Source organism: Hungatella sp. L36 (genome assembly GCF_014288035.1).
The window spans coordinates 1,061,534-1,086,697 of the sequence record NZ_JACOPC010000001.1; the positions used below are offsets into that span (position 1 = coordinate 1,061,534).

Consider the following 25,164-nt stretch of genomic DNA (forward strand, 5'->3'; position numbering starts at 1 on the left):
GGGTGTCTTTTGCTGTGATTTTTGCTTTGATTCCTGCTGTGAGAATAAATCAAACATAATAGTTTGATAATTAACGAACAAATACAAAAGAATCAGAAAATATTGACAAATGAAAGAAAAATAGATATGATAATAGTAATAGCAGATAATTGAGAAATTTGTTATAATAAACGGAGATAAGGAGGTATTTTATGGAGCAGTCGAGCGTAGGTTACCCATTGTTGCTTCTTGATAATGAGACTCTGGCCTATATACTGGGAGACGGGGATTTCCGGTTTACAAATCTGAAGTTTGATGAAGCGAAAGCTATTCTGGATATGAATGCGGAAGAGGATATTGCCAAATGCTTTGAAGACAAGGATTTGGAGAATGCCATTTACGAATATCTGGGAATCGAGCGCAGGACGTTCGAGTACCGTCCGGTCAGGCAGATGAAGGTAGGTCAGGATGGAATTGCATTTAAGCTGTACATTACACCATCCGGCACACAGCCGATCATTTTGGGGGAAGAAGGAGAGCAGGCTAAAAAAATTAAGAATGTGTACATATATTGTCAGCATGTTGTAAGATTAAAATAGCCGTTCAGGCATGACAAAAGGGACCGTACCGTGTATAATGACAGCATAAGATATGATAATCGGAGGAATTTACGAATGAGACGATATCAGAAATATTTGCTGGTCATAACAGGGGCGGTCCTTTTTGCGTACGCCGGCGCCGCCGGAACGGCTGTATACGGTCAGACAGATGGACGTTTGGCTGGACAGGCCGTGGATGGGATAAACGGAAAAGAGGAGACAGGTCCTGGAATCGGCCTGAAGGATATCAACACAGAGGAGTCTGCTAAGGAGCAGGAACTTATGGGAAATATACCGGCCGCCTCGGAAACGGACAGTCTGATCCTGGTGGTGGGACAGGGGGAGGCGGATATCAGGCTTTCCTATCATACGAAGGATGAGAAGGGCATCTGGACGGAAGAATTTGTGACTGCGGGGAGATATGGAAAGAACGGAGCGACGGGCGATAAGAAGGAAGGGGATAAGAAGACTCCCCTCGGAACGTACCGTTTTACCATGGCCTTTGGCGTGAAGGAAAATCCGGGCAGTATTCTGCCGTATCACCAGCTGACGGATACCGATTACTGGGTGGATGATCCTGGCAGCAGCCATTATAACCAGCTGGTGGATTCCAGCAGCACAAAAAAAGACTGGAAGTCGGCGGAGCATATGGCCGCCATGGTTCCGTTCTACAACTATGGACTGGCGCTCGACTACAACAGTGACCGCGTGCCTGGGAAGGGTTCCGCCATCTTTCTGCACTGCATGAATGGAGCGGCTGACATCGGAACCTCGGGCTGTGTCAAGGTGTCCGAGGAGTACATGAAAAAGCTGGTGACGAGCGTCGATGAAGAGACCAGGATTGTCATTGTTTCCGATATCAGCCAGTTGGAGCAGGAGTAATGGCGTGAGTCTTATTTCCGTTTTGACAAATTTTTAGAAATCATGCGTAAGGTATCCATGCGTTTCCGTTCGGCGGGGCTCATTCCCCCGCTTAAGATCGAGACGAGCAGCTCCGTCTCCTGATCGGAAAAATGGATGCCTTTTTCATTGGCCTTTAAATTGAGAGTGAGGATCGTGGACATCAGCTGTTCCTTCGGCGCGGATTCTACCTCCTGGGCGAATGTAGTCAGCAGCTCAAGTTTCTGTTGGTTCATGCCTTTTAAGCGGGGATCCTGTTTCCAGTTGGTATTCATAGGGCGGTAAACTTCCTTTCTTTGTATGTAGCGGTGAATTAGTTCATCTGCTGCATGGCAGACATCATGAGCTGCATGGTCTCCAGACGGGACTGCTGCTCCTGAGGAATAAAGTTCTTGATCTGATCGAAGGACATGCGTCCGAACGGTCCGCCGGAGCGGTGAGGAGGCGGTGTCTGTGACTGTGCCTGCCTGGCCGTATTTTCAGTGGGCTCGGGATCCGGTACCATGGACCCGGGAACCGCGTCGGATACTGCTCCTGCCAGCTTAAAGCCCTGGAAAAAGTTCATGATCAGATCGATTAGATCCTGTTCTGTCGGTGTAGCAAACGGTTTGATGGCACCTAGCATATCGATGGGGGAAGCCGGCTTCTCGGTGTCTTCTCCTGTGGAGCAGATGCCCATGGCAGCCACCTCCTCGTCCTCAAACAGCTTTACGGTGCGGCGAAGCTCATTGAATTTGACAAAGAGAGAGATAAAACGCTGCTCGGTCACGCTCATATAGGGAAGGGCGGCCTTCATCATCTGTAAATGGTTATCACCGATTAAGGAATCCAGGTCGACTGGCTGGGAATTTTTTTCGTTGTTCATAACATGATATCCTTACTTTTCTTGTTGACAATATATGCGGCCGCATATATTAGTATTACAGGAGAGTGATAAACATGAGAAATCGTTTAATTATAGATGGCAATGCAGTATATGAAATTGACGACGAGTGCGTAAAGAGAAAACAGGGCAGAAATCCCGGCCGCGGGGGAAATGGAGAAAATCCGCTGGCCGCGCCGGGGCAGGAGAAGAATCAGAGGCGGTGATATACCGCCGCCTGCCTGGAGCGCACAGCCTGCCAGGAGGGATTTTGGTGTAACAGGAAATTGCCCTGTTACACCAAAAAACTGCGGCCCGGAATATCCGGACCGCAGTCTTTATGTTTCGTGGAAATGTTTTCTCTGCATGTATTAGCAGCAGAATCCACCACCGCCGCCGCCACAGCAGCACAGAAGAAGGATGATCCAGATGAAATCACATCCGTTGCTTCCGCCACAGCCACAGCCGCAGTTACTTCCGCCGCCGCAACCGCAGCCGCCTCCGAAACCACCGCCGCCGCAGCAGCACAGAATCAGGATCAACCAGATAAAGTTGCATCCACTTCCTCCATTGTTGCATTCACAGCCACATCCACATCCACAATTTGTTGCTGCCAGATCACTCATATTTGTTCCTCCAAATAAATTGTTTACACTTAAATGTATGTGACCCTGCTTGCCACTGTTTCCACATTTTTCGTAAAATTTTAGAATTCATATGATTGAACTTATCCAATACTTGTGTATAATTAGTTACAAACGGGAAAAGAGGTAGATTATATGGAGAAATTATATTATAGACGGCCCTATGTAAAATCGTTCGAGGCGGTGGTGACAGACTGCCGGCCGGGGAAGAACGGCAGATTCCAGGTGACTCTGGACCGGACAGGCTTCTATCCGGAGGGCGGCGGTCAGCCCGGAGATACCGGAAGCCTGGGATCCGTGAAGGTACTGGATGTCCATGAAAAGGCGGGGGAGATTATTCACGAGACCGACGGACCCTTAGAGGCAGGGACAGCCGTTACAGGTACCATCGATTGGGAGAGACGGTTCGGATACATGCAGAACCATTCGGGAGAACATATATTTTCGGGACTGGTACATAAAAAGTATGGGTTCGATAATGTGGGATTTCATATGGGAAGCGAAGAGGTGACCGTTGACTTTAACGGAGTGCTCACGGCAGAAGAGCTGGAGGCGGTAGAAAATGAGGTCAACCGGAAAATCGCAGAGAATCTGCCGGTTCTGGAGCTGTATCCAACCGCCGGGGAGCTGGACGCCATGGAGTACAGAAGCAAGAAGGAGCTGACCGGACAGGTGCGGATCATCGAGATTCCGGACGGCGATGTCTGCGCATGCTGCGGCACCCATGTCATGACCACCGGAGAGATCGGCATCTTTAAGATCACCGGCATGATTCACTACAAAGGCGGTATCCGGGTTTCCATGCTCTGCGGTATGGACGCCCTTAAGGATTACCAGAAGAAACAGAAGACGGTGACGGAGCTGTCCGTGCTGCTTTCAGCCAAGCCGGAGAAAGTCACGGAAACCGTGGAGAAGTTAAAGAGTGAAAGCGGTATGAAGGATGGGAAGATCAACCAGCTGTATCAGGAACTGTTTGCGGCCAGAATGGAACAGCTTGAGCCCAGCCAAAAGCCTCTGGCGGTATTCGAGGAGGGGCTGGCGCCGATTCAGCTTCGCCAGTACTGCACCATGCTCTATGAGGGCGGCAGAGGAAGCGTGGTCCTGGTCTGCTCCGGTACGGAAGGCAGCTACCAGTATGCGGCAGGAAGCAGCAGTTTTGACATGCGGGAACTGAGCAAATACTTAAACAAAGAATTAAACGGAAAAGGCGGCGGAAGCTCCCTGATGGCCCAGGGCACCTTTCAGGCAGCGAAACAGGAGATTCTGGAAACATTTACAGAACAGGTAAAGGAGTAAATTTATGGAATTAAATGACAGCAACATAAAGAAGCTGCGATGGCTTATCGTATTTACCGTGGCGGTCGTGGTGATCGGCGTGAACTACCGGCGTGTTTTTGCGGTGTTTATGATGATTTTCGGGTTCATCTCACCGTTTTTACTGGGCGGAGTCATGGCGTTTATCTTAAACGTCCCCATGCGCAGGATTGAGAAATTGCTTCCCATGAAGGAAAACAACAGACTGCGCCGTCCGATCGGCCTGGTTCTTACCCTGCTGTTTGTGGTAGGCCTGCTGCTTTTAGTCATTTTCGTCGTCATGCCACAGCTGTTCGAGACATTTATGAGTCTGCAGAACAGTATACCGGTTTTCCTGGCAGGGGTGAAGAAGGGGGCGGAAGACTTATTCGCCCAGAATCCGGAAATCCTGGATTATATCAATGGTATCCAGATTGACTGGAAATCCTTCTCCGAGGATGTGATCGGATTCCTCTCCTCAGGAGCCAGCACCGTGCTGAATTCAACGATCACGGCGGCGGTCTCCATCGTCAGCGGCGTGACTACCTTTGGAATCGCCCTGGTATTCGCGATCTATATTCTGCTTCAGAAGGAGACGCTTTCGGCTCAGATGAAGAAGCTGATGCGGGCGTTTCTGCCGGACCGGATCACGGAAAATATTTTGTCAGTTGCAGATCTGGCATACAATACATTTTCCCATTTCCTGACCGGTCAGTGCTTCGAGGCAGTGATTCTGGGAACCATGTTCTTCATCACACTGTCCGTTCTGCGGCTGCCCTATGCGCTGTTAGTCGGAGTGCTGATCGCGTTTACCGCGCTGATTCCCATATTTGGAGCGTTTATCGGCTGCGTGATCGGAGCGTTCCTGATGCTGATGGTGAAGCCGCTCGATGCACTTCTGTTTGTGGCGGTGTTCTTCATCCTTCAGCAGATCGAAGGAAACTTAATCTATCCCCATGTGGTGGGCAACTCGGTGGGACTTCCGTCCATCTGGGTACTCGTTGCGGTTACCATCGGCGGCAGCGCCATGGGAATCGCCGGCATGCTGATCTTTATTCCGCTCTGTTCCGTCCTGTATTCTCTGCTCCGCGGAACGGTTTACGCGAGACTGGAAACGAAAAACCAGGAGCAGAAAAAGAACCGTGGAAAGGCGAAGGCGCAGCCGGAGCCGGAGCCCGGACGCGCAAAATGATAAAAAGCCGGAAGCAGAACGATAAAATCGGTCTGCTTCCGGCTGCTTTATCCGGCGGGATTTTCATATGCCGGCCAGGTTTTTATTCACCCTGATACATGTACTTGATCAGGCGCTCTACGTCTTCCGGCTCATGGGCTACCAGTTCCAGCTCATTGATATAGCCGTTGGAAAAGATGGATGCCATGGAGAGGTACTGGCTTAATTTGGACTTTAAATTAATACGGTCACCTTCTGCGGATACGAGTTCGATGGTCCCCTTGCACTGGTCGATAACCTGGAAAAATTTTTCTACGTCAGAGATGTTCTGAATTTTCATGATGATTCCTCCTTTGGGAATTCTATGTAGCTTTACCATTTCCTACGTCTAGATTATAACAACGTTTTTTCCGGGATACAAGGTGAAAAAATTCCGAAAATGCCGGTCAGCCGGTCACTTTTATGTATAATAAGAACAGAAAATACGCATTGGAAAGGAAAGCGTGATGAAAAGAATCCGCGCATACGGGATTATTCCGGGCGAAATGGAGCCGGGACCCCTCAATAAGATTACCGATGTTGCAGGCGTGACGGTGGGCCATGCCACCGTGAATACGGCGGAGCACAAGACGGGAGTCACGGTGATTCTGCCGTGTGAAGACAACCCCTATAAAAACAAGCTGACAGCAGCCGCCTACATCCACAACGGCTTCGGAAAGAGCCAGGGGCTGGTTCAGATTGAAGAGCTGGGGACGTTAGAGACATTTATCGCGTTGACCAATACACTCAATGTGGGCAAGGTGCATGACGCGGTGGTCGACATGATGTCGGAGCAGTGTGAGAGGGAGGGAATCCAGGTCACCACCATCAATCCGGTGGTGGGAGAGTGCAACGATTCCGGCTTAAATCTGATAAAAGAGCGGATCATCGGTTTAGAGGAGGTTCGGACGGCGGTCCGGGAGGCGAAACGGGATTTTGAAGAGGGCGCTGTCGGCGCCGGAACGGGAACCGTCTGCTTCGGCTTAAAGGGCGGTATCGGTTCCGCGTCCAGGCAGTTTCCGCTTGGAGGAAAGATGTATACGGTCGGCGCGCTGGTGCAGTCGAATTTTGGAAGCACGAAGAATTTAATGATCTGCGGGGAGATGGTGGGAAGAGAACTGGAGAAGAAGACGAAGCCGGCTTTGCTGGACCGGGGATCCATCATGACTGTGATTGCGACAGATTTGCCGCTTTCCGACCGGCAGCTAAAGCGGGTGATTAAGAGAGCCGGAGTAGGGCTCAGCCGGACCGGATCCTTCATGGGACACGGGAGCGGCGACATAATGATCGGTTTTACGACGGCAAACCGGATTTCGGAAGAGAGGGATCCGGAGATCCTGACCATCCGGATCTTAAAAGAAAGCCTCCTGGACACGGCCTTTACGGCCGCGGCGGAAGCTGTGGAAGAAGCAGTATTAAATTCGCTGGCCATGGCGTCGACAACAGTCGGCTATCAGGGGGAGATACGATACTCCCTGACGGACTTATGGCTGTCAGGGCTCAGCACCGCGGATCAGGCGGCAGTAGATCAGGCAGCGGCAGATCAGGCGGCAGATTCGACAAATTAATCGAAATCAACGTGGTAGTTCTTGTCCGCGATATGGATATCGATGCTGCTTAAGTTAAAGTTGTCCTCAAAAATCTGAAGTCTGTATTCAAAAAATGTATCATCCGTCTTCTTAGAGAAAAAGACGTAGGCACCCGGTTCCCTGTTTTCGATCTCGTCGCAGATTTCATTGTAAATCTCTTCTCCGTCGGCAGGGAACGGGCAGCCGGAGGTTTTGATCGTTTCTTCGATGGTTCTGTATAATTCTTCCATAATAAAAATCCTTTCTATATTTATATTCTTGAATTTATGTTCTTGAATTTATGCTCTTGAATTTATGTTCTTGGCCCGCGCCTGCTTGATGTCGTCCAGAAGCAGTGCGGAGATGCGCAGATTGCCGCGGCCGCATCCGATGTCGATATCCGGCTTGTTGGCCCCGTGAAAGTCGGAGCCGCCGGTGGGGAACAGACCGTATTTGACGGCCAGTTTCTTGAGCTTCCCGCTTTCGTACTGATTGTTGGACGAGTGGTAGACTTCCAGGCCGGCCAGTCCATCTTCTTTTAAGGAAGCGACCAGTGCTTCCAGCCTTGCATCGCCGAGATGGTACTGGTACGGATGGGCAAGGACCGGAGACGCTCCGCAGTCGGTCAGGATCCGGAGCGCGTAGGAGGGCTCGATGGTCTCTTTCTTTGGACACCAGCGGCCGCCGTATTTTAAATACTTTTTAAATGCCTGGTCCATGGAGGAGACATATCCTTTTTCCATCAGGACGCGGGCGAAATGGGCCCTCGTGATGACCGTATCGGGATTGCCGGCGGTGAGCTCTTCCCTGGTCAGTACCATGCCGTCCTCCGAAAAACGGCGGATCATCTCGTCGTTGCGTTTCTCGCGGAGTATGAGGAGACGGTCGGTTTCCCGGAGAAATGCGGGATCGTCCGGATTTACATACAGTCCCAGAACGTGGATCTCTTCCCCCTCGTAGTGGCAGGAGAGCTCGATGCCGGGAATGATTTCGATGGGAAGGCCGCGGGCGGCCTCTATGGCCTGCGGGATGCCGGCGATGGTGTCGTGGTCGGTCAGAGCGATGGCGGTCAGTTCTTTTTCCACTGCGAGAGCGACGACGGCGGCCGGGGTGAGCGTGCCATCCGAGGCGTTAGAATGAACGTGCAGATCGATGAGTTCCATAATTACCTCCAATTTGAAATACTTTAGTAATACTATAGTAACATGTTTTTTACGTTCTGTAAAATGTAGAAAAACGACGAAAAATAATTAAGAAAATTCATAAATTTGTAATAGCATTTCCCACAAAGTATGGTATACTACTCAATGTAATATACACTATCATGTGAAAAGGTGAAATAGATGAGTCAGACAGGCAACAGACAGAGTGGAACATCAAGATCTTATTCCTCTCAGGGAACACGGAAGACAGGAACGGGAGCTTCCAGAAAGACAAGCCAGGGAAGCAGGGGCCAGTCCTCAAGATATAAGAGTTCCTACCAGCCGCGGGGCGGTTCGGGAAGGGGTTCAAAGCGGAAGAAGCGTCCGCAGTATGATATCACGAAGATTCTGCTGGGGATCATTATCGCGGTGGTTGCCGTGATCGTGATTATGGCGGCAGTGAAGTTCGTAGGAAGCAGGCCTGCCGAGGTGGAGACGGGCGAGACGACGAGCCAGCCGGAGCCGGAGCTTCAGAAGGAGGTTTCCGTAGATGGGATCTCCATCACCGGAATGTCCAGAGAACAGGCAAAAAAGGCGATTCTGGACAAGTATGAGTGGGGCATGAAGATTACGTATAAGGATGATACGTATGAGGTCACCGATTTACTGGAGACGAAGGTGGATTCCCTTTTAGGAGATATCTATACGGGCGAACCGAAGGAAAGCTATACCCTGGATATGAACGGACTGGACGAAGCGGCCGCGGAAGAGGCCAAAAAGGCCGCCGCCAAGTGGGACGTGAAGGCCAAGAACGGTTCCGTATCCGGTTTCGACAAGGAAGCAGGGAAGTTTATCTACTCGGGAGAGCAGAACGGTCTGGTGATCGACCAGGAGAAGCTGGTTTCCGATATTCTGGCTCAGTTAAAGGATAAAAATTTCAGCGCTGTGATTGAAGCCACCGGCAAGGAGACGGCTCCGGAGATCACGGAGGCACAGGCCAAGGAGCTGTATCAGGTGATTGGAACCTATAGCACAACGACCACGGCCAACAAGGACAGAAACAAGAACATCGAACTGGCTGCCGAAGCGCTTAACGGCCTGATCTTACAGCCGGGCGAGGAATTTTCTTTCAATAAGGCCACGGGAGAGCGTTCCGAGGCCAAGGGGTACCGGCCGGCCGGTGCCTATGTAAACGGCGAACTGGTGGAAGAGCCGGGCGGCGGCGTATGCCAGGTTTCCTCCACACTCTACAACGCAGTCATTTTCTCCGGTCTTACGACGACAGAGCGCCATGCGCACAGCTATGAGCCCTCTTACGTAACGCCGGGTGAGGACGCCATGGTAAGCTTCGGCGGACCCGATATGAAATTTATCAACACCTCTTCGACGGCAATTGCCCTCAGAGCCAGCTTTGCAGACCGGCAGCTGAAGATTTCCGTTGTGGGAATCCCGATTCTGGAAAAGGGAGTTACACTTTCCATGACCTCCAAGAAGACGGCGGAACTGGATGCTCCGGCGCCGGTTTACGAAGAGGACCAGACCCTTCAGCCGGGAGAAGAGAAGATCGTCAAGGCGGAGACAAAGGGAAGCCGCTGGGTGACGAACATGGTGACGAAAAAGGACGGCGTCGTGGTAAGCGACGAGTTCTTCCACAACAGCACATACCGCGGCAAGCCCGCGACAATCAAGCGCAACACATCAGGCGTGGTAGTTCCTGCCACGGATGAGTCGTCTTCAGGAGCCAGCACCATCGCCACCTCGGAGGGAGAGACATCACCTTCCGGCGGGACGGATACTCCGGCGACGACAGCGCCGACCCAGCCGACTACGGCACAGCCCGATACGGTACCCGGACAGGGACCGGGAGAGCAGCCGACATCGGCAGCCCAGCCAACCACGACCCAGGCGGTACAGCCGGAGGGGCCGGGCGGAAACAGCTCGGGGCAGAACGTAGTTCCGCCGAGCCCGCTGAGCTAAAGGACGATTTATGGACCGGATAAAATTTTTATCCGGTCCTTTTTCTGCCCTAAAAACGACAGGCGGCCGCCTGCAGCGGGCAGTTCCCGGTGTTTCGCGGAATTGTTCCTAAAATAGTACGTAATTTTCCATTTTTCTTATTTGCAATTTGTTAAATAATTGTTATAATAGTAAACAGGTCACTATCCCTTCGGGGAACCAAACTATACAATATTCACATTTGTAGGAGGAAATCAAAATGGCAAGAAAAATGAAAACCATGGATGGAAACCACGCAGCAGCACATGCATCTTATGCATTTACTGATGTAGCGGCTATCTATCCGATTACCCCATCCTCACCTATGGCGGAAGCTTCAGATGAATGGGCAACCGACGGAAGAACCAATATCTTCGGTCATACAGTACAGATTACAGAGATGCAGTCTGAGGCAGGTGCAGCAGGTGCTGTTCACGGATCCTTATCTGCAGGTGCGCTGACCACCACCTACACCGCATCCCAGGGTCTGTTATTAATGATCCCGAACCTTTATAAAATCGCAGGCGAGCAGTTACCGGGTGTATTCAACGTTTCCGCACGTGCAGTTGCAAGCCATGCTTTATCAATCTTTGGTGACCACTCCGACGTATACGCATGCCGTCAGACCGGCTGCGCAATGTTATGCGAATCCAGCGTTCAGGAAGTTATGGATTTAACTCCTGTTGCACATATGGCAGCTCTTGAAGGAAAAGTTCCGTTCATCAACTTCTTTGACGGTTTCCGTACATCTCATGAGATCCAGAAGGTGGAGACCTGGGATTACGAAGATTTAAAAGAGATGGTTGACATGGACTCCGTGGACGAGTTCCGTCGTCATGCATTAAATCCAAACCATCCCTGCCAGAGAGGTTCTGCTCAGAACCCGGATATCTTCTTCCAGGCAAGAGAAGCATGTAATCCATATTACGAAGCATTACCGGCTATCGTTCAGAAATACATGGACAAGGTCAATGCTAAGATCGGTACCGATTATAAGCTGTTCAACTACTACGGCGCTCCGGATGCAGAGCACGTAATCGTATCCATGGGTTCCGTAAACGATACAATCGAAGAGACCATCGACTACATGGTAGCACGGGGACAGAAGGTTGGCGTTGTGAAGGTTCGTCTTTACAGACCATTCTGCGCAGACGCTCTTGTTGAAGCAATCCCGGATACCGTTAAGACGATCTCCGTATTAGACAGAACAAAAGAGCCAGGATCCCTTGGCGAGCCGTTATACTTAGATGTAGTGGCAGCTTTAAGAGGAACCAAGTTCGATCAGGTTAAGATCTTAACCGGACGTTACGGCTTAGGCTCCAAGGATACAACACCGGCTCAGATCGTTGCTGTATTCGATAACGAGACAAAGACACCTTTCACCATTGGCATCAACGATGATGTTACTCATTTATCTCTTGAGACAGGTGCACCTCTGGTTACTACTCCGGAAGGAACAACCAACTGTAAGTTCTGGGGTCTTGGCGCCGACGGTACGGTAGGTGCTAACAAGAACTCCATCAAGATCATCGGTGACAACACAGATATGTACGCACAGGCTTACTTCGATTATGACTCCAAGAAGTCCGGCGGTGTTACCATGTCCCACTTACGTTTCGGACATAAGCCGATTAAGTCTACCTATTTAATTCATAAGGCAAACTTCGTAGCATGCCACAATCCGTCCTATGTACGTAAGTACAACATGGTTCAGGAATTAGTGGACGGCGGTACATTCTTACTGAACTGCCCATGGGATGCAGAAGGCCTTGAGAAGCATTTACCTGGACAGGTTAAGAAGTTCATCGCTGATCACAACATCAACCTCTATACCATCGACGGTGTCAAGATCGGTATCGAAACCGGCATGGGCCCGACACGTATCAACACAATCTTACAGTCCGCATTCTTCGAGCTGACAGGAATCATTCCTGCTGAGAAGGCAAATGAACTGATGAAGGCAGCTGCAAAGGCTACCTACGGACGTAAGGGCGAAGACGTTGTTATGAAGAACTGGGCAGCGATCGATGCAGGCGCTAAGGGCGTTGTTAAGGTAGAGGTTCCGGAGAGCTGGAAGTCCTGCGGAGACGAAGGTCTTGACATGACTCACGCAGCCAGCGGCCGCAAGGACGTTGTAGACTTCGTGAACAACATCCAGGCTAAGGTCAGCGCTCAGGAGGGCGATTCCTTACCAGTATCCGCATTTACAGAGTATGTAGACGGTTCCACACCATCCGGTTCTTCCGCGTATGAGAAACGTGGTATCGCTGTTAATATTCCTAACTGGAATCCAGACAACTGTATCCAGTGTAACTTCTGTGCATACGTTTGTCCTCATGCAGTAATCCGTCCGGTTGCCATGACAGCTGAAGAGGCTGCACAGGCTCCAGAAGGAACAAAGATGCTTGATATGACAGGCATGCCTGGCTACAAGTTCTCCATGACAGTATCCGCTCTTGACTGTACCGGATGCGGCTCCTGTGCGAACGTATGTCCTGGCAAGAAGGGCGAGAAGGCTCTTACCATGGTCAACATGGAAGCAAACTACGCAGAATCTCAGAAGGTATATGACTTCGGTCAGACTCTTCCGATCAAGCAGGAAGTTATCGACAAATTCAAACCTACCACCGTTAAGGGAAGCCAGTTCAAACAGCCATTACTTGAATTCTCAGGCGCATGTGCGGGCTGTGGCGAGACTCCTTACGCAAAATTAATTACCCAGTTATTCGGTGACAGAATGTACATCGCCAACGCAACCGGATGTTCTTCTATCTGGGGCAACTCTTCACCGTCCACACCTTACACAGTAAACGAAAAGGGACAGGGTCCTGCATGGTCCAACTCCTTATTCGAGGATAACGCTGAGTTCGGTTACGGTATGTTATTAGCTCAGAACGCAATCAGAGACGGCTTAAAGGCAAAAGTTGAGTCCGTTATGAACTCTGAAGCAGCTTCTGAGGAAGTGAAAGCAGCATGCAAGGAATACTTAGATACCTTTACATGCGGCGCAACCAACGGTGCTGCAACCGATAAGTTAGTTGCTGCATTAGAAGGCTGTGACTGTGAGACCTGCAAAGCCATCGTGAAAGACAAAGATTTCTTAGGAAAGAAATCCCAGTGGGTATTCGGTGGTGACGGCTGGGCTTACGATATCGGATTCGGCGGTGTTGACCACGTTCTTGCAAGCGGCAAGGATATCAACATCATGGTATACGATACAGAGGTTTACTCCAACACAGGCGGACAGGCTTCCAAGGCTACCAAGACAGGCGCTGTTGCACAGTTCGCTGCCGGCGGTAAGGAAGTTAAGAAGAAAGACCTTGCAAGCATCGCAATGAGCTATGGCTATGTATACGTAGCACAGATCTCCATGGGTGCTGACTATGCACAGACCGTTAAGGCTATTGCAGAGGCAGAGGCTTATCCGGGACCGTCCTTAATCATTGCTTACGCTCCATGTATCAACCATGGTATCAAGAAGGGCATGAGCAAGGCTCAGACAGAAGAGAAACTGGCTGTTGAGTGTGGATACTGGAATAACTTCCGTTTCAACCCGGCTGCTGAGAAGAAATTCTCTCTGGACAGCAAGGCTCCGACAGGAGATTATCAGGAATTCTTAAAGGGCGAGGTTCGTTACGCTTCCTTAGCTATGAAGAATCCTGAGAGAGCAGCTGATCTGTTCGCTAAGAACGAGGCAGATGCGAAGGAAAGATATGATTATCTGACAAAGCTTGTTACACTGTATGGTGATAAATAAGATTTGAAGGACTGCGCCCGGGTGGTATGCCCGGGCGTTTTTTTCATTTCACAGGAAAGTTCGTCCTATGAAATAAAAAACCTCCGGGAGGATGCGCACTCCGCGCTAAGGAAGTATGGCCGCTGAAGCGACCGCGCTCCGGCGCGAGAGCCTGGCGAGCCGGACTCTTTTTTGTAGGAAAATGTGTCATGCCGGACTTTTATTAAGATTGGAGGAGTGATGATGGAATTTGGGATTACGATCCCTTTGCAGAGACAGCTGAAGATACCTGCCCCATTTTACGGGAGTGAGAGGGAGCTGTGCTACTGCTGGGAGTTACACGGGATTGTGCTTCAGGGAGGCCGGGCGCTGACGGCAGTCAATGCCTCCAACTGCTATACGGTGGTGCTCTGTAATCTGAGTGCCTGGGAATGGGACAACTATACGGAAGCAGCGGCGCAGGGGATCAGAACGGGATTCCTGGCGGAGGGGTATACGGAACAGGAAACGGACGCGTATTTCCGGAAGGCCGGGGCAGTTACCGTGACAAAGACGCATGGGAGACGGCCGGTGGCCGCGTTAAACAGGATCATGGATTTTCTCTGGGCAGCGCCTGTGGAGACCGATCGGGAAGCGCAGTATCAGAAGGCCCACTGCCGGTTTGCAAACAGCGGCGTTCTCCGGGCTGCCGGTTTCGGAAACGGCGGCGGCCTGTCAGCAGCCGGAGTCAGGGAACGCCTCACTCCCCTGGAATACTTAGAGCTGGATATGAGGCGGCTGGGGATCGTGAAGTGACACGAAAGAAGTCCTATATTTTGGGCGGATTCGGCGGATATTTTGTGTAATGTGATAAATTTCACGAAAATGGAAAAATACAGGGTAAAATGGAAAAATTTCGCTTGCAAATTCTTCGCACTGCGTGTAAATTATGTTGATGTAGCATCATACTTTTGTGGTGCGTTGAACAGAAAATCTGAATAAACAAGTGAGGACAGAAAACGATGGCAAAGAAGCAGACAAAGGATATGACAACCGGCTCGCCGATGAAGCTTATATTGAGCTTTTTGATTCCCATGCTGTTCGGTCTGCTGTTTCAGCAGCTGTATAATATGGTTGATACCATTATCGTTGGTAAGTATCTGGGCGTGAATGCGCTGGCCGCGGTGGGATCCACCGGCTCGATCAATTTTATGATTATCGGGTTCTGTGTCGGTGTGTGCAGCGGCTTTGCGATTCCGGTGGCACAGAAGTTCGGAGAGAAGAATGAGGTCGCGCTCCGGCGGTTTGTCGCCAACGGAGGCTGGCTGGCTCTGATCTTTGCGGTCGTGATGACGGCCGTGGTCTGTGTGCTGTGCCGGAATATCCTTATCTGGATGAATACGCCGGCGGACATTATCGACGGGGCGTACTCCTACATTTTTATTATATTTTTGGGAATACCGGCTACATACCTTTATAATATTCTGTCCGGAATTATCCGGTCTCTGGGGGACAGCACCACGCCGCTTTTCTTCCTGCTGGTGTCCTCGATTATGAATATTTTCCTGGATTTCTTTACGATTCTCGTCCTCCATATGGGCGTGGCGGGAGCCGCATGGGCGACGGTGATCTCCCAGGGCGTCTCCGGCGTTCTCTGTCTGCTCTACATGAGAAAGAAGTTTGCGATTTTAAAGATGCAGGGGGACGAGTGGAAGCCGGATAAGAATGCCATGATGACGCTGTGCGGCATGGGAATTCCCATGGGACTTCAGTATTCCATTACGGCCATCGGAAGCGTTATCTTACAGACCGCGGTCAATTCCCTGGGGTCAGTGGCGGTCGCATCTGTCACGGCAGGAGGAAAGATCAGTATGTTTTTCTGCTGCCCCTTTGACGCCATGGGGGCTACCATGGCTACCTACGGAGGCCAGAATATCGGAGCCAGAAAGCTGGACCGTATCGACAAGGGGATCAAGTCCTGTATTATCATCGGGGCTGTCTATTCGGTGATTGCGCTGGCCGGGCTCTATCTCTTCAGCGATGTGGTGGCCCTGCTGTTCGTGGATGCGGGGGAAGTGGAGATTTTAGCGAATACGAAGCAGTTCCTGGTTGCCAACAGCCTGTTCTATTTCCCATTGGCCCTCGTCAACATCGTGAGATTCATGATTCAGGGGCTGGGGTATTCGAAATTTGCCATCATCGCGGGAGTCTGTGAGATGGCGGCGCGGTCCTTTGTCGGATTCTGTCTCGTTCCGGTCTTTGGATACGCAGCTGTATGCTTTGCCAATCCCATCGCCTGGGTGGCGGCGGATCTGTTTCTGCTTCCGGCCTACCGCCATGTGATGGGGCGTCTGCGCAGGCTTTTGGGCAGAAATAATCAGAATGAGGACGCGGTTACGGCCTCTTAAAAAATATTTTGTAAAATTTAAGATAAATTTGCTCCGGTACAGGCACTGGGAAGATAAGGTGGAATAAACTTAAAGTATAATAAACATAAAAGAGGGGCAATATGGACACTTTATCTTATATGCAGAATGATGCAGATACACCCGTGATTCCGCTGCCGAACCCAGGCGAGGGCGGACCGGTGCCGGATGGAGAAGACGAGAGTAATTTCCCGGTAGCTCCGCTGCCGAATCCAGGCGAAGGCGGGCCGATTCCTGATTTTGACGAGAGCCAGACTCCGGTGATTCCGCTGCCAAACCCCGGAGAGGGCGGACCGATTCCAACGTTTCCCGAGAGACCGAACAATGGGATCTGGGGTTCGATCATCACCGTTTTCCCGAGACCGATCATTCCCTGTTACTTCTGCAATACCACTCAGTACGGCGTCGTACGGTTCTTAAATGCCGCCGCCGGATATAATCCATTCATAATTTACATCAACAACCAGATGGTGGTAAACGGTCTGGACAACGCGGAGGTCAGCCAGTACGGCCGCGTATCCGCCGGTATGCAGACCGTCACCGTATCGGGACAGAACGGCTACGTCTACATCCAGAAGCAGATCAACGTACCGTTAAACGGCGCAATCACCGTAGCCATCATCAATACGAATACCGGTCTGGACTTAATGGAGATCACGGATATGAACTGCAACGGCGGAGCGAATACAGGATGCTTCCGCGTATGCAACTTATCTAATACGAACCGCAGCGTCAACGTCACGCTGAACGGCGGCGCGGTTACCTTCCGCAACGTGAATTACCGCGAAGTGACCAGCTTCCGATATCTGCCGGCCGGATACTATACGGTTTCCGTCTCCAACAGCTCGGCGTTTGCGGGAAGCCCGCTTCTGACCTCCAATATCTATATCAGGGGAAATGTCTCCTATACACTCTATGTGTTTAACTGGAACAATTCTCAGGATGCAATCAGGATTCTGATTGTGGAAGACAGACGAAATTAATGGATGACTCCTGTTACTGTTTTTTTAGCACCTCCGGTTGACAAACCGGGGGTGTTCGTGTATACTGGGTGTATTAGATGTATTAATACAGTATAGGAGGTGCCATATGATTCTGCTGGATTACAAAGACCGCAGACCGATTTACGAGCAGGTCGTGGAAAAGCTGCAGGACCTGATGATATGCGGTGTTCTGGAACAGGACAGCCAGCTTCCGTCGGTCAGGAGTCTGGCCACGGATTTGTCCATTAATCCCAACACGATACAGCGGGCTTACGCGGAACTGGAACGACGCGGCTTTATTTACTCCGTAAAGGGGCGGGGAAGCTTCGTATCGGATACGAGTTCCATCAGGGCTTTAAAGGTGAGTGAGCTGCGGAAAGAGCTGGGCGGCTGGCTCGGTGAGGCGAGGAACGCAGGGGTGACGGAGGATAAGGTTCACTGCTGGGTCACCGAGGACTGGAAGGGACAAAAATCTATGGTAAGGGAGGAAGAGCAGCGTGATAAAAGCGGAGAATCTGACGAAACGGTTTGATGATATGATTGCCGTGGATCATATTAATGCAGAGATTAAGGACGCCTCCGTGTTCGGTTTAATCGGGACGAACGGGGCGGGGAAGAGCACATTTTTAAGGATGATGAGCGGCGTTTTAAAACCCGATGAGGGAAGCGTCACGATCGATGGAAAGAATGTATTCGAGAGGGAGGACGTCAAGCAGCGGTTCTTCTACATATCGGATGAACAGTATTTTTTCAGCAATGCGACTCCGCTGGAGATGATGGAGTTCTACAGCCGTGTCTATCCGAAGTTTGATAAGACCAGATTTCACAAGCTGCTGTCTGGTTTCGAATTAAACGGCAGGAGAAAGGTCAATACATTTTCCAAGGGTATGAAGAAGCAGCTGTCCGTGATCTGCGGAATCTGTGCGAATACGGATTATCTGTTCTGTGACGAGACGTTTGACGGCCTGGATCCTGTGATGAGGCAGGCGGTGAAGAGCATATTTGCAGGCGACATATCGGAGCGGAATCTGACTCCTATTATTGCTTCCCATAATCTGCGGGAGCTGGAGGATATCTGTGACCATGTGGGACTCCTTCACAAGGGAGGAATCCTGCTGTCCAAGGATTTGGATGATATGAAACTCAATATTCATAAGATTCAGTGCGTATTGAGAGAGGGAATGGACGCGGATGATCTGGTGGCATTCGACCGGCTTAAGACGGAGCGGCGAGGAAAGCTTATAACCATCACCGTGAGGGGAAGCCGGGAAGAGGCGGAATCTTTGATGGAGTCCTATCGTCCGGTATTTTATGAGATTATTCCATTGTCCCTGGAAGAGATATTTATCAGTGAGACGGAGGTGGCAGGATATGACATCAAAAAACTTATTCTTTAATCTGATGAAAGAGGACTTGAAGCGGCGCCTCTGGGCGGTGGCTCTCACCTTCTTAACCTTCTTCTTTGCGCTGCCTGTGGCTACGGCTTTGAGTCTCAGCGGCAGCAGAAACATGGAGGAAACGTACTACGGCCTGATGTATGGCGCCCGGTCGATTCTCGGCTTTCAAAATGGATTCATAGCAGTGATTATCGTGCTGCTGTCACTGATTCTGGGCGTGACCAGTTTTTCCTGGCTGCATTCCAGAAAAAAAGTGGATTTCTACCACTCGCTTCCGGTAAAGCGTGAAAAGCTGTTTTTTGTGAATTATCTGGACGGAGTGCTGATCCTGTTTTCTACATATGCGGTCAATTTACTGCTGGGCTTACTGGTTGCCCTGGTGAACGGAATCGTCCCCGGGGATATCGTTCCGGAGGCTTTGGGGGCGTTTGGCTTCCTCCTGCTTCACTTTATCATGCTGTATTCCGTGACCGTGCTGGCCATGGTGATGACCGGCAATATCCTGGTGGGAATCCTGGGAACCGGCGTGTTCCATCTGTATTTTCCGGCGCTCCTCCTGCTTCTGGATGCGCTGTATCAGGAATTTTTTAAGACCAGCTATAACGGCGGAAGCAGTATCACATACAAGCTGCTCGATAAATGCTCTGCGCTGACGCTGTATATCAGCAACTATTCGGCATTTATGGATGGGGCGAAGAGCGGAAGCCTTGTATTAAGGATCTGCGCGGTGATTCTCGTCATCGCGGCGGTAACGGCGGCAGCGGTTCTGCTTTACCGTGTGAGAGGTTCGGAGGCAGCCGGAAAGGCTATGGCGTTTAAGGTAAGCCAGCCAATTATCCGCATTCCGATTGTAATCCTCTCCGCACTCTGTGGTGGACTGTTCTTCTGGTATCTGCATGACAGTATCGGATGGGCGGTGTTTGGACTGATCTGCGGCCTGCTGCTGTCGCACTGTATAATCGAAATCATTTACCACTTTGATTTCCGGAAGCTGTTCTCCAGCAGGATTTCCATGGCGGTGTGTGCACTTGCCGCGGCACTGATATTCTGTGGGTTCCGCTTTGACTTATTTGGCTACGACAAGTACATTCCGAAGCAGTCGGATCTGGAATCCGTGGCAGTCTCCCTGACGAATATGGAATACTGGGTGGACTACGGAAGTGCGAAAATGGACGATGAAGATGAGTATTACTGGGATTACGAGTCTTCCGACACATACATCTTCTCCCGTATGCAGCTCTCCGATATGGACACGGCGCTGGCTCTCGTCTCAGAGGCGGTCAGCCAGGTGGAAAAAGAGAAGGAGCGTCAGTATCAGTGGGATTCTGAGGATGGAGATCATTACGTCAGCTTCTCTGCGAAGTTTAAACTGAAGAATGGCAGAGAAGTGTACCGTTCCTATGCTGTATATGGTGAAGAGGAATACGATCTCATCAGGAAGATCTATGACAGCCAGGATTACCGCATGGCGGCTTATCCGGTGCTGGAACAGACTCCGGAGAATACCGGAAAGATCAAGGTAGCACAGAACAGCTGGACCAGAGAGGTGACCCGGGGCAGCAGTAAAGAGGGGGCGGATTACGTCGACCTGATACTCCGCACCTATCAGGAGGAGATGACAGGCCTGACTTCAGACGTGATGGAGCAGCAGAATCCGATCGCCCAGATTCAGTTTATGACTGACATACAGGTGCAGGCGGAAAAATCAAAGGAAAAGAACGGTTATTCCTGGAGATACAACAATGTGATGGACAGGGGCTACTACCCGGTATACCCGTCCTTTCAGAAGACCATTGGACTGCTGGAGGACTGCGGCATCAGGCTGACTACTGTAACCGATGCGGGCGAGGTGATAAGAGCCGATATTGATCTCTATCAGCTGACGAAGAAAGATGACTCGAGATATTACGATAAGGATATTACTTCTCAGCTTACGGTTACGGACAAAGAAGAAGTGGCGGCTCTGATGGAGACGGCCAGGCTGGAGGATTACTCGAATATGAACCCGTTCAGTGAATGGGATGACCGGATCACCTTTGAAGCGGTGGTGAAGGGCAGCAGCGGGCAGATCAGCCACGATTACAGCATCCGCAAAGCAGATATGCCGGAATTCTTAAAGAAGGAGTCGGAGCGTTTTAACAGAGAAGTGGAAACAGTCTCTGATTGACTTTTTCCTCCAATGACGATAAAATGGTAAGAGTGACAAGTCAAAGGAGGAACTACGTATGGCATTTTTGGAAGAATTGGGAAAGACCCTTACGGATACCGGCAAAGAAGTGGCCACGAAGGCAAAGGCACTTACGGAGACGATACAGTTAAAGACGCAGATCAGCACGGAGAAGACGAAGCTGGAGGAAGCCTATGCCGCCATCGGACGGATCTATTACGAATCCAACCGTGAGCCGGAAGAGGCCTATGCCAAGGTATACGATGCTGTCAAGGCATGCAGGGAACGGATCGCAGCCCTGGAGATTGAACTGACCCAGAGCGAAGGCAGCCGGATCTGTGCAGTCTGCGGCGCAAAGGTTCCGAAGGATTCCTTATACTGCGGCAAATGCGGTGCTTCGATTAAGGAAGAAGCGGCGGAAAGCGAAGATGTGGATGCTGCTGCGGAAGAACAGGCGGCTTCTGAGGAAGAAGCAGAGCGCCCAGCCGGCGTTCCTGCGGCGGAAGAGGACGCATTTGTTCCGACGGAAGAGTATTAAACATAATCAAAAAGAGTGAAGGTATCAGGAGTGCTGTGCGGGAGACCGTATGGCACTCTGTTTTTTGTTAGGATCACGGTCCGCTGCCCGTTTTTTACATTTTTCCTAAATTTTGCAAAGAGGTATGTAAATTTCAAGTAAAGTGTGGTAGACTAAATCCGATTCCAAAGAAATGAAGTACGATGAGGTACAAAGGAGATCCGCCATGAAGGCATATGGGAAACGGCTGGGGAAGATTGTGATTCTGGCAGCTGTTTTAAATTTTTTGATCGAGTTTATCAGCAGGAAGTCGCTTGCAGTGCTTTTGGCCTACGTGTTGGAAAGTCCGCTGGTCTTCCTTTTGAATACATGTATTATCGCCCTGCCGTTTACGGTGCTGTTTCTTACGAGGCGCAGGGTGTTTGGGGCAATCGTGCTGTCGATTGTCTGGCTGGGAATGGGAGTCGTGAATGGGATACTCCTGATTTTCCGGACGACTCCGTTTACGGCGGCGGATTTCAGGCTGATTAAGTACGCGGCCAATATTGCGACCACGTATTTCACCTGGATGCAGCTGGTTATGATAGCAGCGGCTCTGGTGGTGGTGGCGGTCTTCTGCGTGTTTGTGTGGCGGATTGCGCCGGTGAGCCGGGAAAAGGTCAATTACGTCAAGGGCACGGCGGTTGTGGGGATCAGCGCGGCGGTGGTCCTGGGACTGACGACAGCTGCCATGAACACCGGGCTGGTGGCGGTGCGTTTCGGCAATATCGGAGCGGCATTTTTAGCGTACGGGTTCCCCTACTGCTTTGCCAATTCCATGTTCAACACGGGAATCTCCAAGCCGGAGGACTATGGTACGGAGACGATCGAGGTGATTAAGGCGGAGGAGCTGGTTCCGGAAAATACATATGCGGTCTCGGCCAGTACGAAGCCGAATGTCATTATGATCCAGCTGGAGTCCTTTTTCGACCCGCTCCTGTGGAAGAAGAATCCGGTGACGGGCAATCCGGAATCCGGTGGGACGGAAAACTATGATCCCATCCCATTTTTCCACCAGCTGCAGAAAAATTATCCCCATGGATATTTGAATGTGCCTTCCGTGGGCGCGGGGACGGCCAATACGGAATTTGAAGCCATCACGGGCATGAATCTGGATTTCTTCGGACCGGGCGAGTATCCTTATAAAACCGTGCTGAAAAAGACCTCCTGCGAGAGTGTGGCCTTTGATTTAAAGAATCTGGGCTACTCGGCCCACGCCATCCACAACAACGAGGCGACCTTCTATGACAGGAACAATGTATTCGCGCAGATCGGGTTCGATACGTTTACGCCCATTGAATATATGAACAATATTGAGAGAAATCCGGCCGGATGGTGCAAGGACAAGATCCTGGTGAAGGAGATTATAGGGACGCTGGATTCCACAGAGGGGCCTGATTTTATCTATACCATATCGGTACAGGGCCATGGAAAGTATCCGGATTTTAAGTATTACTGTGAACAGATCGGTGAGATGGATGATTTCATCCGTTCGCTTGTCAATACCCTTCGCACGAGGGAGGAGCCCATCGTACTTGTGATGTATGGAGACCACCTTCCCAGCTTTGAATGGACGGAGGATGAGATGATCAACAAATCCCTGTACCAGACGGAGTATGTGGTCTGGAACAATATGAATCTTCCGAAGAAGAAGGTGGATGTGGAGGCGTATCAGCTGGCCGCCCACGTGCTGGATATGCTGGGGATTCATGAGGGAACCATGATGCGGTTCCATCAGAACTATCTGGATGGCGGCATGGAGGATGAGGAGACGTATCTGGCCGATATGAAGGCGCTGGAATACGATATCCTGTACGGAGACAGGGAGGTCTACGGCGGGGAAAATCCCTACCAGACCACGGATTTACAGATGGGAATCGATCCCATCACCATTGATGATATTGTGTATAACGATTCTAATATTCTGGTGTATGGTGAGAATTTTACACCATATTCCAAAATCTGCCTGGACGGAAAGGCGGTGGAGACCACATTTGTGTGGCCGGAACTGATCATTGCCAGGAATATTCCGGAGAAAAAGGTCACGGATGCCGATATTACGGTGTGGCAGATCGGAAGGGACAAGATTCCGCTGGGAGAGGGAGTCAGAGAAAAGGGGAAAGGATCATGAGCGACGACAGGGAATTGAAGGCAGTGTGCCGGGCATTTGAGAATAACGGAAATATACCCAGGGAGTATACCGGCTTTGGCAGAGATATATCACCGGGGTTTGAGTTAAAGAATCTCTGTGAGAATGCGGTTTCGGTTGCCGTGATTATGGATGATCTGGATATCCCGTTTATCCCGGCTTATAATCACTGGCTGATCTGGAACCTTCCGGCAATGGCCGTGATTCCGGAAAATATCCCCTGTGGAGCGGTTGTAAAAGAACTGGGAAATGCCGTGCAGGGGCGCGGGTATGGAAAAAACAGATACCGGGGACCGAAGCAGCCTGTTTTTGTGAGGAATACACACAGATATGTTTTTCGGTTTTATGCTCTTGACTGCCTGCTTCCGCTGGATGGAACTGCGGGGAAAAAGGAGCTTCTGAAGGCGATGGAAGGGCATGTGCTGCAAAAAGGGGAGCTGTGCGGGCGGTATAAGCGGGGGATGTAGACTGGGAGAATTCATTCTCCAGATAGTGTTAGAAGCAGTTTATTACAAAACATTCGAAAATAGAATGCGGTAGATGATTGCAAAACCATCTACCGTATTTTTAAATGGAATGATATAATAAAAATAGGAGGTATGCGAAATGGAGTTTAGGAAAGTGTTTGACACAATTCCAGAAAAGTTTGACAAATGGAGACCTCAATACTGTAAAGAGGCATTTGACTGTATAATCAACCAAGCAGCGATTGATTCTTCTAAATCTGTTCTTGAAATTGGCCCAGGAACAGGGCAAGCGACCGAACCAATTCTTAAAACAAATTGTGATTATTTGGCAATAGAACTTGGTGAAAAACTTTATAGGTTTATGATAAATCAAACTATAATTTTTGACTATCTCTTTATAAGTTCTTATATGCCGGTATAGCCTGTATTTACAGGCTTCCCGGCGTTTTTCGTATCGGAAGATATTCTTAAATCTTCTCATATCCCCTCATGTTTCAGCGTTCAAAGGTAGTAGAAAGAGTAGTAAAACCTCTATTTACTACTTATGCAATCAGCCGTTCCATTTCCGCTAATGCACTGTCAGAAGTGGCATGAGCATAATAGTTTAACGTCATGTTGATGTTGGAATGTCCCATGATATACTGTAATGCTTTCGGGTTCATTCCGGCGTTTGCTAAATTGGTACAGAACGTATGACGTAAGGTGTGCGGCGTTGTCACGTTCGGTAATGCTTCCTCATGGCACTTGTTGTATTTCTTCACAAGCCCCCGGAACATACTTTCATAGGTTGCCGCCACTTTTGGCAAGCCGTTACGGTTAAGGAAAAGGAATTTACCGTAACCGTCGATAATGATAGGCTTTGCCCGTCCTCTGTTTTTCAGCACTCGCTCGAACGCTTCATATACCTTTGTACTCATGCGAAGCTGCCTGATACCGCTTTTTGTTTTCGGCGTTTCAATGTGATAACCAATTCCCGATACTTTTAAAAGTTGGTGGTCTATGTTGATTAGCCTGTTCTCAAAGTCAATATCATTTTTATGTAATGCTGTTGATACGGTTCTTATAGGCGCACATCAAAAATATCAATAGGAACAAAAGCCAGTCAAGTGGTA

General features: G+C 50.2%; 24 protein-coding genes and 1 pseudogene. 18 read left to right on the plus strand and 7 right to left on the minus strand.

The genetic code is table 11. From position 1 onward, the window contains the following. Window positions 1-191: 191 nt before the first annotated feature. Both H8S80_RS04585 and H8S80_RS04590 read left to right on the plus strand, forming a co-directional pair. Window positions 192-578, plus strand: a complete 387-nt coding sequence (locus H8S80_RS04585) for a hypothetical protein (RefSeq protein WP_117630364.1) — start codon at window positions 192-194, stop codon at window positions 576-578. A gap of 75 nt (window positions 579-653) precedes the next feature. Further along, the gene (locus tag H8S80_RS04590; RefSeq protein ID WP_117630365.1) at window positions 654-1,460 is read left to right on the plus strand and encodes a L,D-transpeptidase family protein; all 807 of its coding nucleotides are present in this window, start codon (window positions 654-656) and stop codon (window positions 1,458-1,460) included. Between the two features lie 11 nt (window positions 1,461-1,471). On the opposite strand, the gene H8S80_RS04595 is transcribed toward H8S80_RS04590, so the two are convergent. Then, window positions 1,472-1,753: a hypothetical protein gene (locus tag H8S80_RS04595; protein WP_002600080.1), complete on the minus strand. Its 282-nt coding sequence runs from the start codon at window positions 1,751-1,753 to the stop codon at window positions 1,472-1,474. Window positions 1,754-1,791: 38 nt separating this feature from the next. Continuing rightward, window positions 1,792-2,343: a hypothetical protein gene (locus tag H8S80_RS04600; protein ID WP_002600079.1), complete on the minus strand. Its 552-nt coding sequence runs from the start codon at window positions 2,341-2,343 to the stop codon at window positions 1,792-1,794. Window positions 2,344-2,417: 74 nt separating this feature from the next. Here H8S80_RS04600 and H8S80_RS04605 point away from each other — a divergent pair, with 74 nt between their 5' ends. Further along, window positions 2,418-2,567, plus strand: coding sequence for a hypothetical protein (locus H8S80_RS04605; RefSeq protein WP_167437694.1), 150 nt, complete (start codon window positions 2,418-2,420; stop codon window positions 2,565-2,567). A 144-nt stretch (window positions 2,568-2,711) separates the two neighbouring features. Here the strand turns inward: H8S80_RS04605 and H8S80_RS04610 are convergent, their stop codons facing one another. Further along, entirely contained in the window at window positions 2,712-2,966 is a 255-nt protein-coding gene (locus H8S80_RS04610; RefSeq protein WP_081034236.1) for a keratin associated protein 6-2-like protein, read from the minus strand. A 153-nt stretch (window positions 2,967-3,119) separates the two neighbouring features. On the opposite strand from H8S80_RS04610, the gene H8S80_RS04615 reads away from it, so the two are divergent. Continuing rightward, the gene (locus tag H8S80_RS04615) at window positions 3,120-4,280 is read left to right on the plus strand and encodes an alanyl-tRNA editing protein (protein ID WP_002600076.1); all 1,161 of its coding nucleotides are present in this window, start codon (window positions 3,120-3,122) and stop codon (window positions 4,278-4,280) included. 4 nt (window positions 4,281-4,284) lie between these two features. Beyond that, a complete protein-coding gene (locus H8S80_RS04620; RefSeq protein ID WP_002600075.1) occupies window positions 4,285-5,469 on the plus strand; it encodes an AI-2E family transporter in 1,185 nt (394 codons plus the stop codon). An 82-nt stretch (window positions 5,470-5,551) separates the two neighbouring features. Here H8S80_RS04620 and H8S80_RS04625 read toward each other — a convergent pair whose 3' ends face one another. Continuing rightward, entirely contained in the window at window positions 5,552-5,788 is a 237-nt protein-coding gene (locus H8S80_RS04625; RefSeq protein ID WP_002600074.1) for a hypothetical protein, read from the minus strand. A 166-nt stretch (window positions 5,789-5,954) separates the two neighbouring features. Between H8S80_RS04625 and H8S80_RS04630 the strand changes: the two genes are divergently transcribed. Continuing rightward, a complete protein-coding gene (locus H8S80_RS04630) occupies window positions 5,955-7,055 on the plus strand; it encodes a P1 family peptidase (RefSeq protein WP_117630366.1) in 1,101 nt (366 codons plus the stop codon). Here H8S80_RS04630 and H8S80_RS04635 read toward each other — a convergent pair. Both H8S80_RS04635 and H8S80_RS04640 read right to left on the minus strand, forming a co-directional pair. Next, a complete protein-coding gene (locus H8S80_RS04635) occupies window positions 7,052-7,306 on the minus strand; it encodes a hypothetical protein (protein ID WP_002600072.1) in 255 nt (84 codons plus the stop codon). The two genes, H8S80_RS04630 and H8S80_RS04635, sit on opposite strands and share 4 nt — an antisense overlap. A 48-nt stretch (window positions 7,307-7,354) precedes the next feature. Beyond that, window positions 7,355-8,218 carry a PHP domain-containing protein gene (locus tag H8S80_RS04640; RefSeq protein ID WP_117630367.1) on the minus strand — a complete coding sequence of 288 codons (864 nt, stop codon included), beginning with the start codon at window positions 8,216-8,218 and terminating at the stop codon, window positions 7,355-7,357. Between the two features lie 180 nt (window positions 8,219-8,398). Here H8S80_RS04640 and H8S80_RS04645 point away from each other — a divergent pair, with 180 nt between their 5' ends. The 12 genes from H8S80_RS04645 (at window position 8,399) to H8S80_RS04700 (ending at window position 24,473) form a co-directional block, all read left to right on the plus strand. Further along, window positions 8,399-10,174 carry a VanW family protein gene (locus tag H8S80_RS04645; protein ID WP_117630368.1) on the plus strand — a complete coding sequence of 592 codons (1,776 nt, stop codon included), beginning with the start codon at window positions 8,399-8,401 and terminating at the stop codon, window positions 10,172-10,174. A gap of 238 nt (window positions 10,175-10,412) precedes the next feature. Next, window positions 10,413-13,949, plus strand: a complete 3,537-nt coding sequence (gene nifJ / locus H8S80_RS04650; RefSeq protein ID WP_002600069.1) for a pyruvate:ferredoxin (flavodoxin) oxidoreductase — start codon at window positions 10,413-10,415, stop codon at window positions 13,947-13,949. Between the two features lie 219 nt (window positions 13,950-14,168). After that, window positions 14,169-14,723, plus strand: a complete 555-nt coding sequence (locus tag H8S80_RS04655; protein ID WP_147338521.1) for a DUF6933 domain-containing protein — start codon at window positions 14,169-14,171, stop codon at window positions 14,721-14,723. A gap of 206 nt (window positions 14,724-14,929) precedes the next feature. Beyond that, window positions 14,930-16,315, plus strand: a complete 1,386-nt coding sequence (locus tag H8S80_RS04660) for an MATE family efflux transporter (protein WP_117630369.1) — start codon at window positions 14,930-14,932, stop codon at window positions 16,313-16,315. Between the two features lie 101 nt (window positions 16,316-16,416). Continuing rightward, a complete protein-coding gene (locus H8S80_RS04665; RefSeq protein WP_002600066.1) occupies window positions 16,417-17,316 on the plus strand; it encodes a DUF4397 domain-containing protein in 900 nt (299 codons plus the stop codon). A gap of 106 nt (window positions 17,317-17,422) precedes the next feature. Then, window positions 17,423-17,848, plus strand: coding sequence for a GntR family transcriptional regulator (locus tag H8S80_RS04670; RefSeq protein ID WP_025531012.1), 426 nt, complete (start codon window positions 17,423-17,425; stop codon window positions 17,846-17,848). Continuing rightward, on the plus strand, window positions 17,814-18,713 hold the full coding sequence (locus tag H8S80_RS04675) for an ABC transporter ATP-binding protein (RefSeq protein WP_029466127.1): 900 nt from the start codon (window positions 17,814-17,816) through the stop codon (window positions 18,711-18,713). The genes H8S80_RS04670 and H8S80_RS04675 overlap by 35 nt, the downstream gene beginning before the upstream one ends. Further along, window positions 18,688-20,880 carry a DUF6449 domain-containing protein gene (locus H8S80_RS04680; protein ID WP_002600063.1) on the plus strand — a complete coding sequence of 731 codons (2,193 nt, stop codon included), beginning with the start codon at window positions 18,688-18,690 and terminating at the stop codon, window positions 20,878-20,880. Before H8S80_RS04675 ends, H8S80_RS04680 begins: the two co-directional genes overlap by 26 nt. Window positions 20,881-20,938: 58 nt before the next feature. Then, complete coding sequence (locus H8S80_RS04685) at window positions 20,939-21,418, plus strand: zinc ribbon domain-containing protein (protein ID WP_002600062.1); 480 nt, start codon at window positions 20,939-20,941, stop codon at window positions 21,416-21,418. Window positions 21,419-21,623: 205 nt separating this feature from the next. Then, window positions 21,624-23,567 (plus strand): LTA synthase family protein, encoded by a 1,944-nt coding sequence (locus H8S80_RS04690; protein ID WP_029466129.1) that lies wholly within the window; start codon window positions 21,624-21,626, stop codon window positions 23,565-23,567. Then, complete coding sequence (locus H8S80_RS04695; RefSeq protein WP_002600060.1) at window positions 23,564-24,052, plus strand: YbhB/YbcL family Raf kinase inhibitor-like protein; 489 nt, start codon at window positions 23,564-23,566, stop codon at window positions 24,050-24,052. The genes H8S80_RS04690 and H8S80_RS04695 overlap by 4 nt, the downstream gene beginning before the upstream one ends. Window positions 24,053-24,191: 139 nt before the next feature. After that, window positions 24,192-24,473 carry an rRNA adenine N-6-methyltransferase family protein gene (locus H8S80_RS04700; RefSeq protein WP_320959257.1) on the plus strand — a complete coding sequence of 94 codons (282 nt, stop codon included), beginning with the start codon at window positions 24,192-24,194 and terminating at the stop codon, window positions 24,471-24,473. 121 nt (window positions 24,474-24,594) lie between these two features. Here the strand turns inward: H8S80_RS04700 and H8S80_RS04705 are convergent. Continuing rightward, window positions 24,595-25,095 (minus strand): annotated as a pseudogene (locus H8S80_RS04705) (site-specific integrase); the annotation flags it as partial. Window positions 25,096-25,164: the final 69 nt, after the last annotated feature.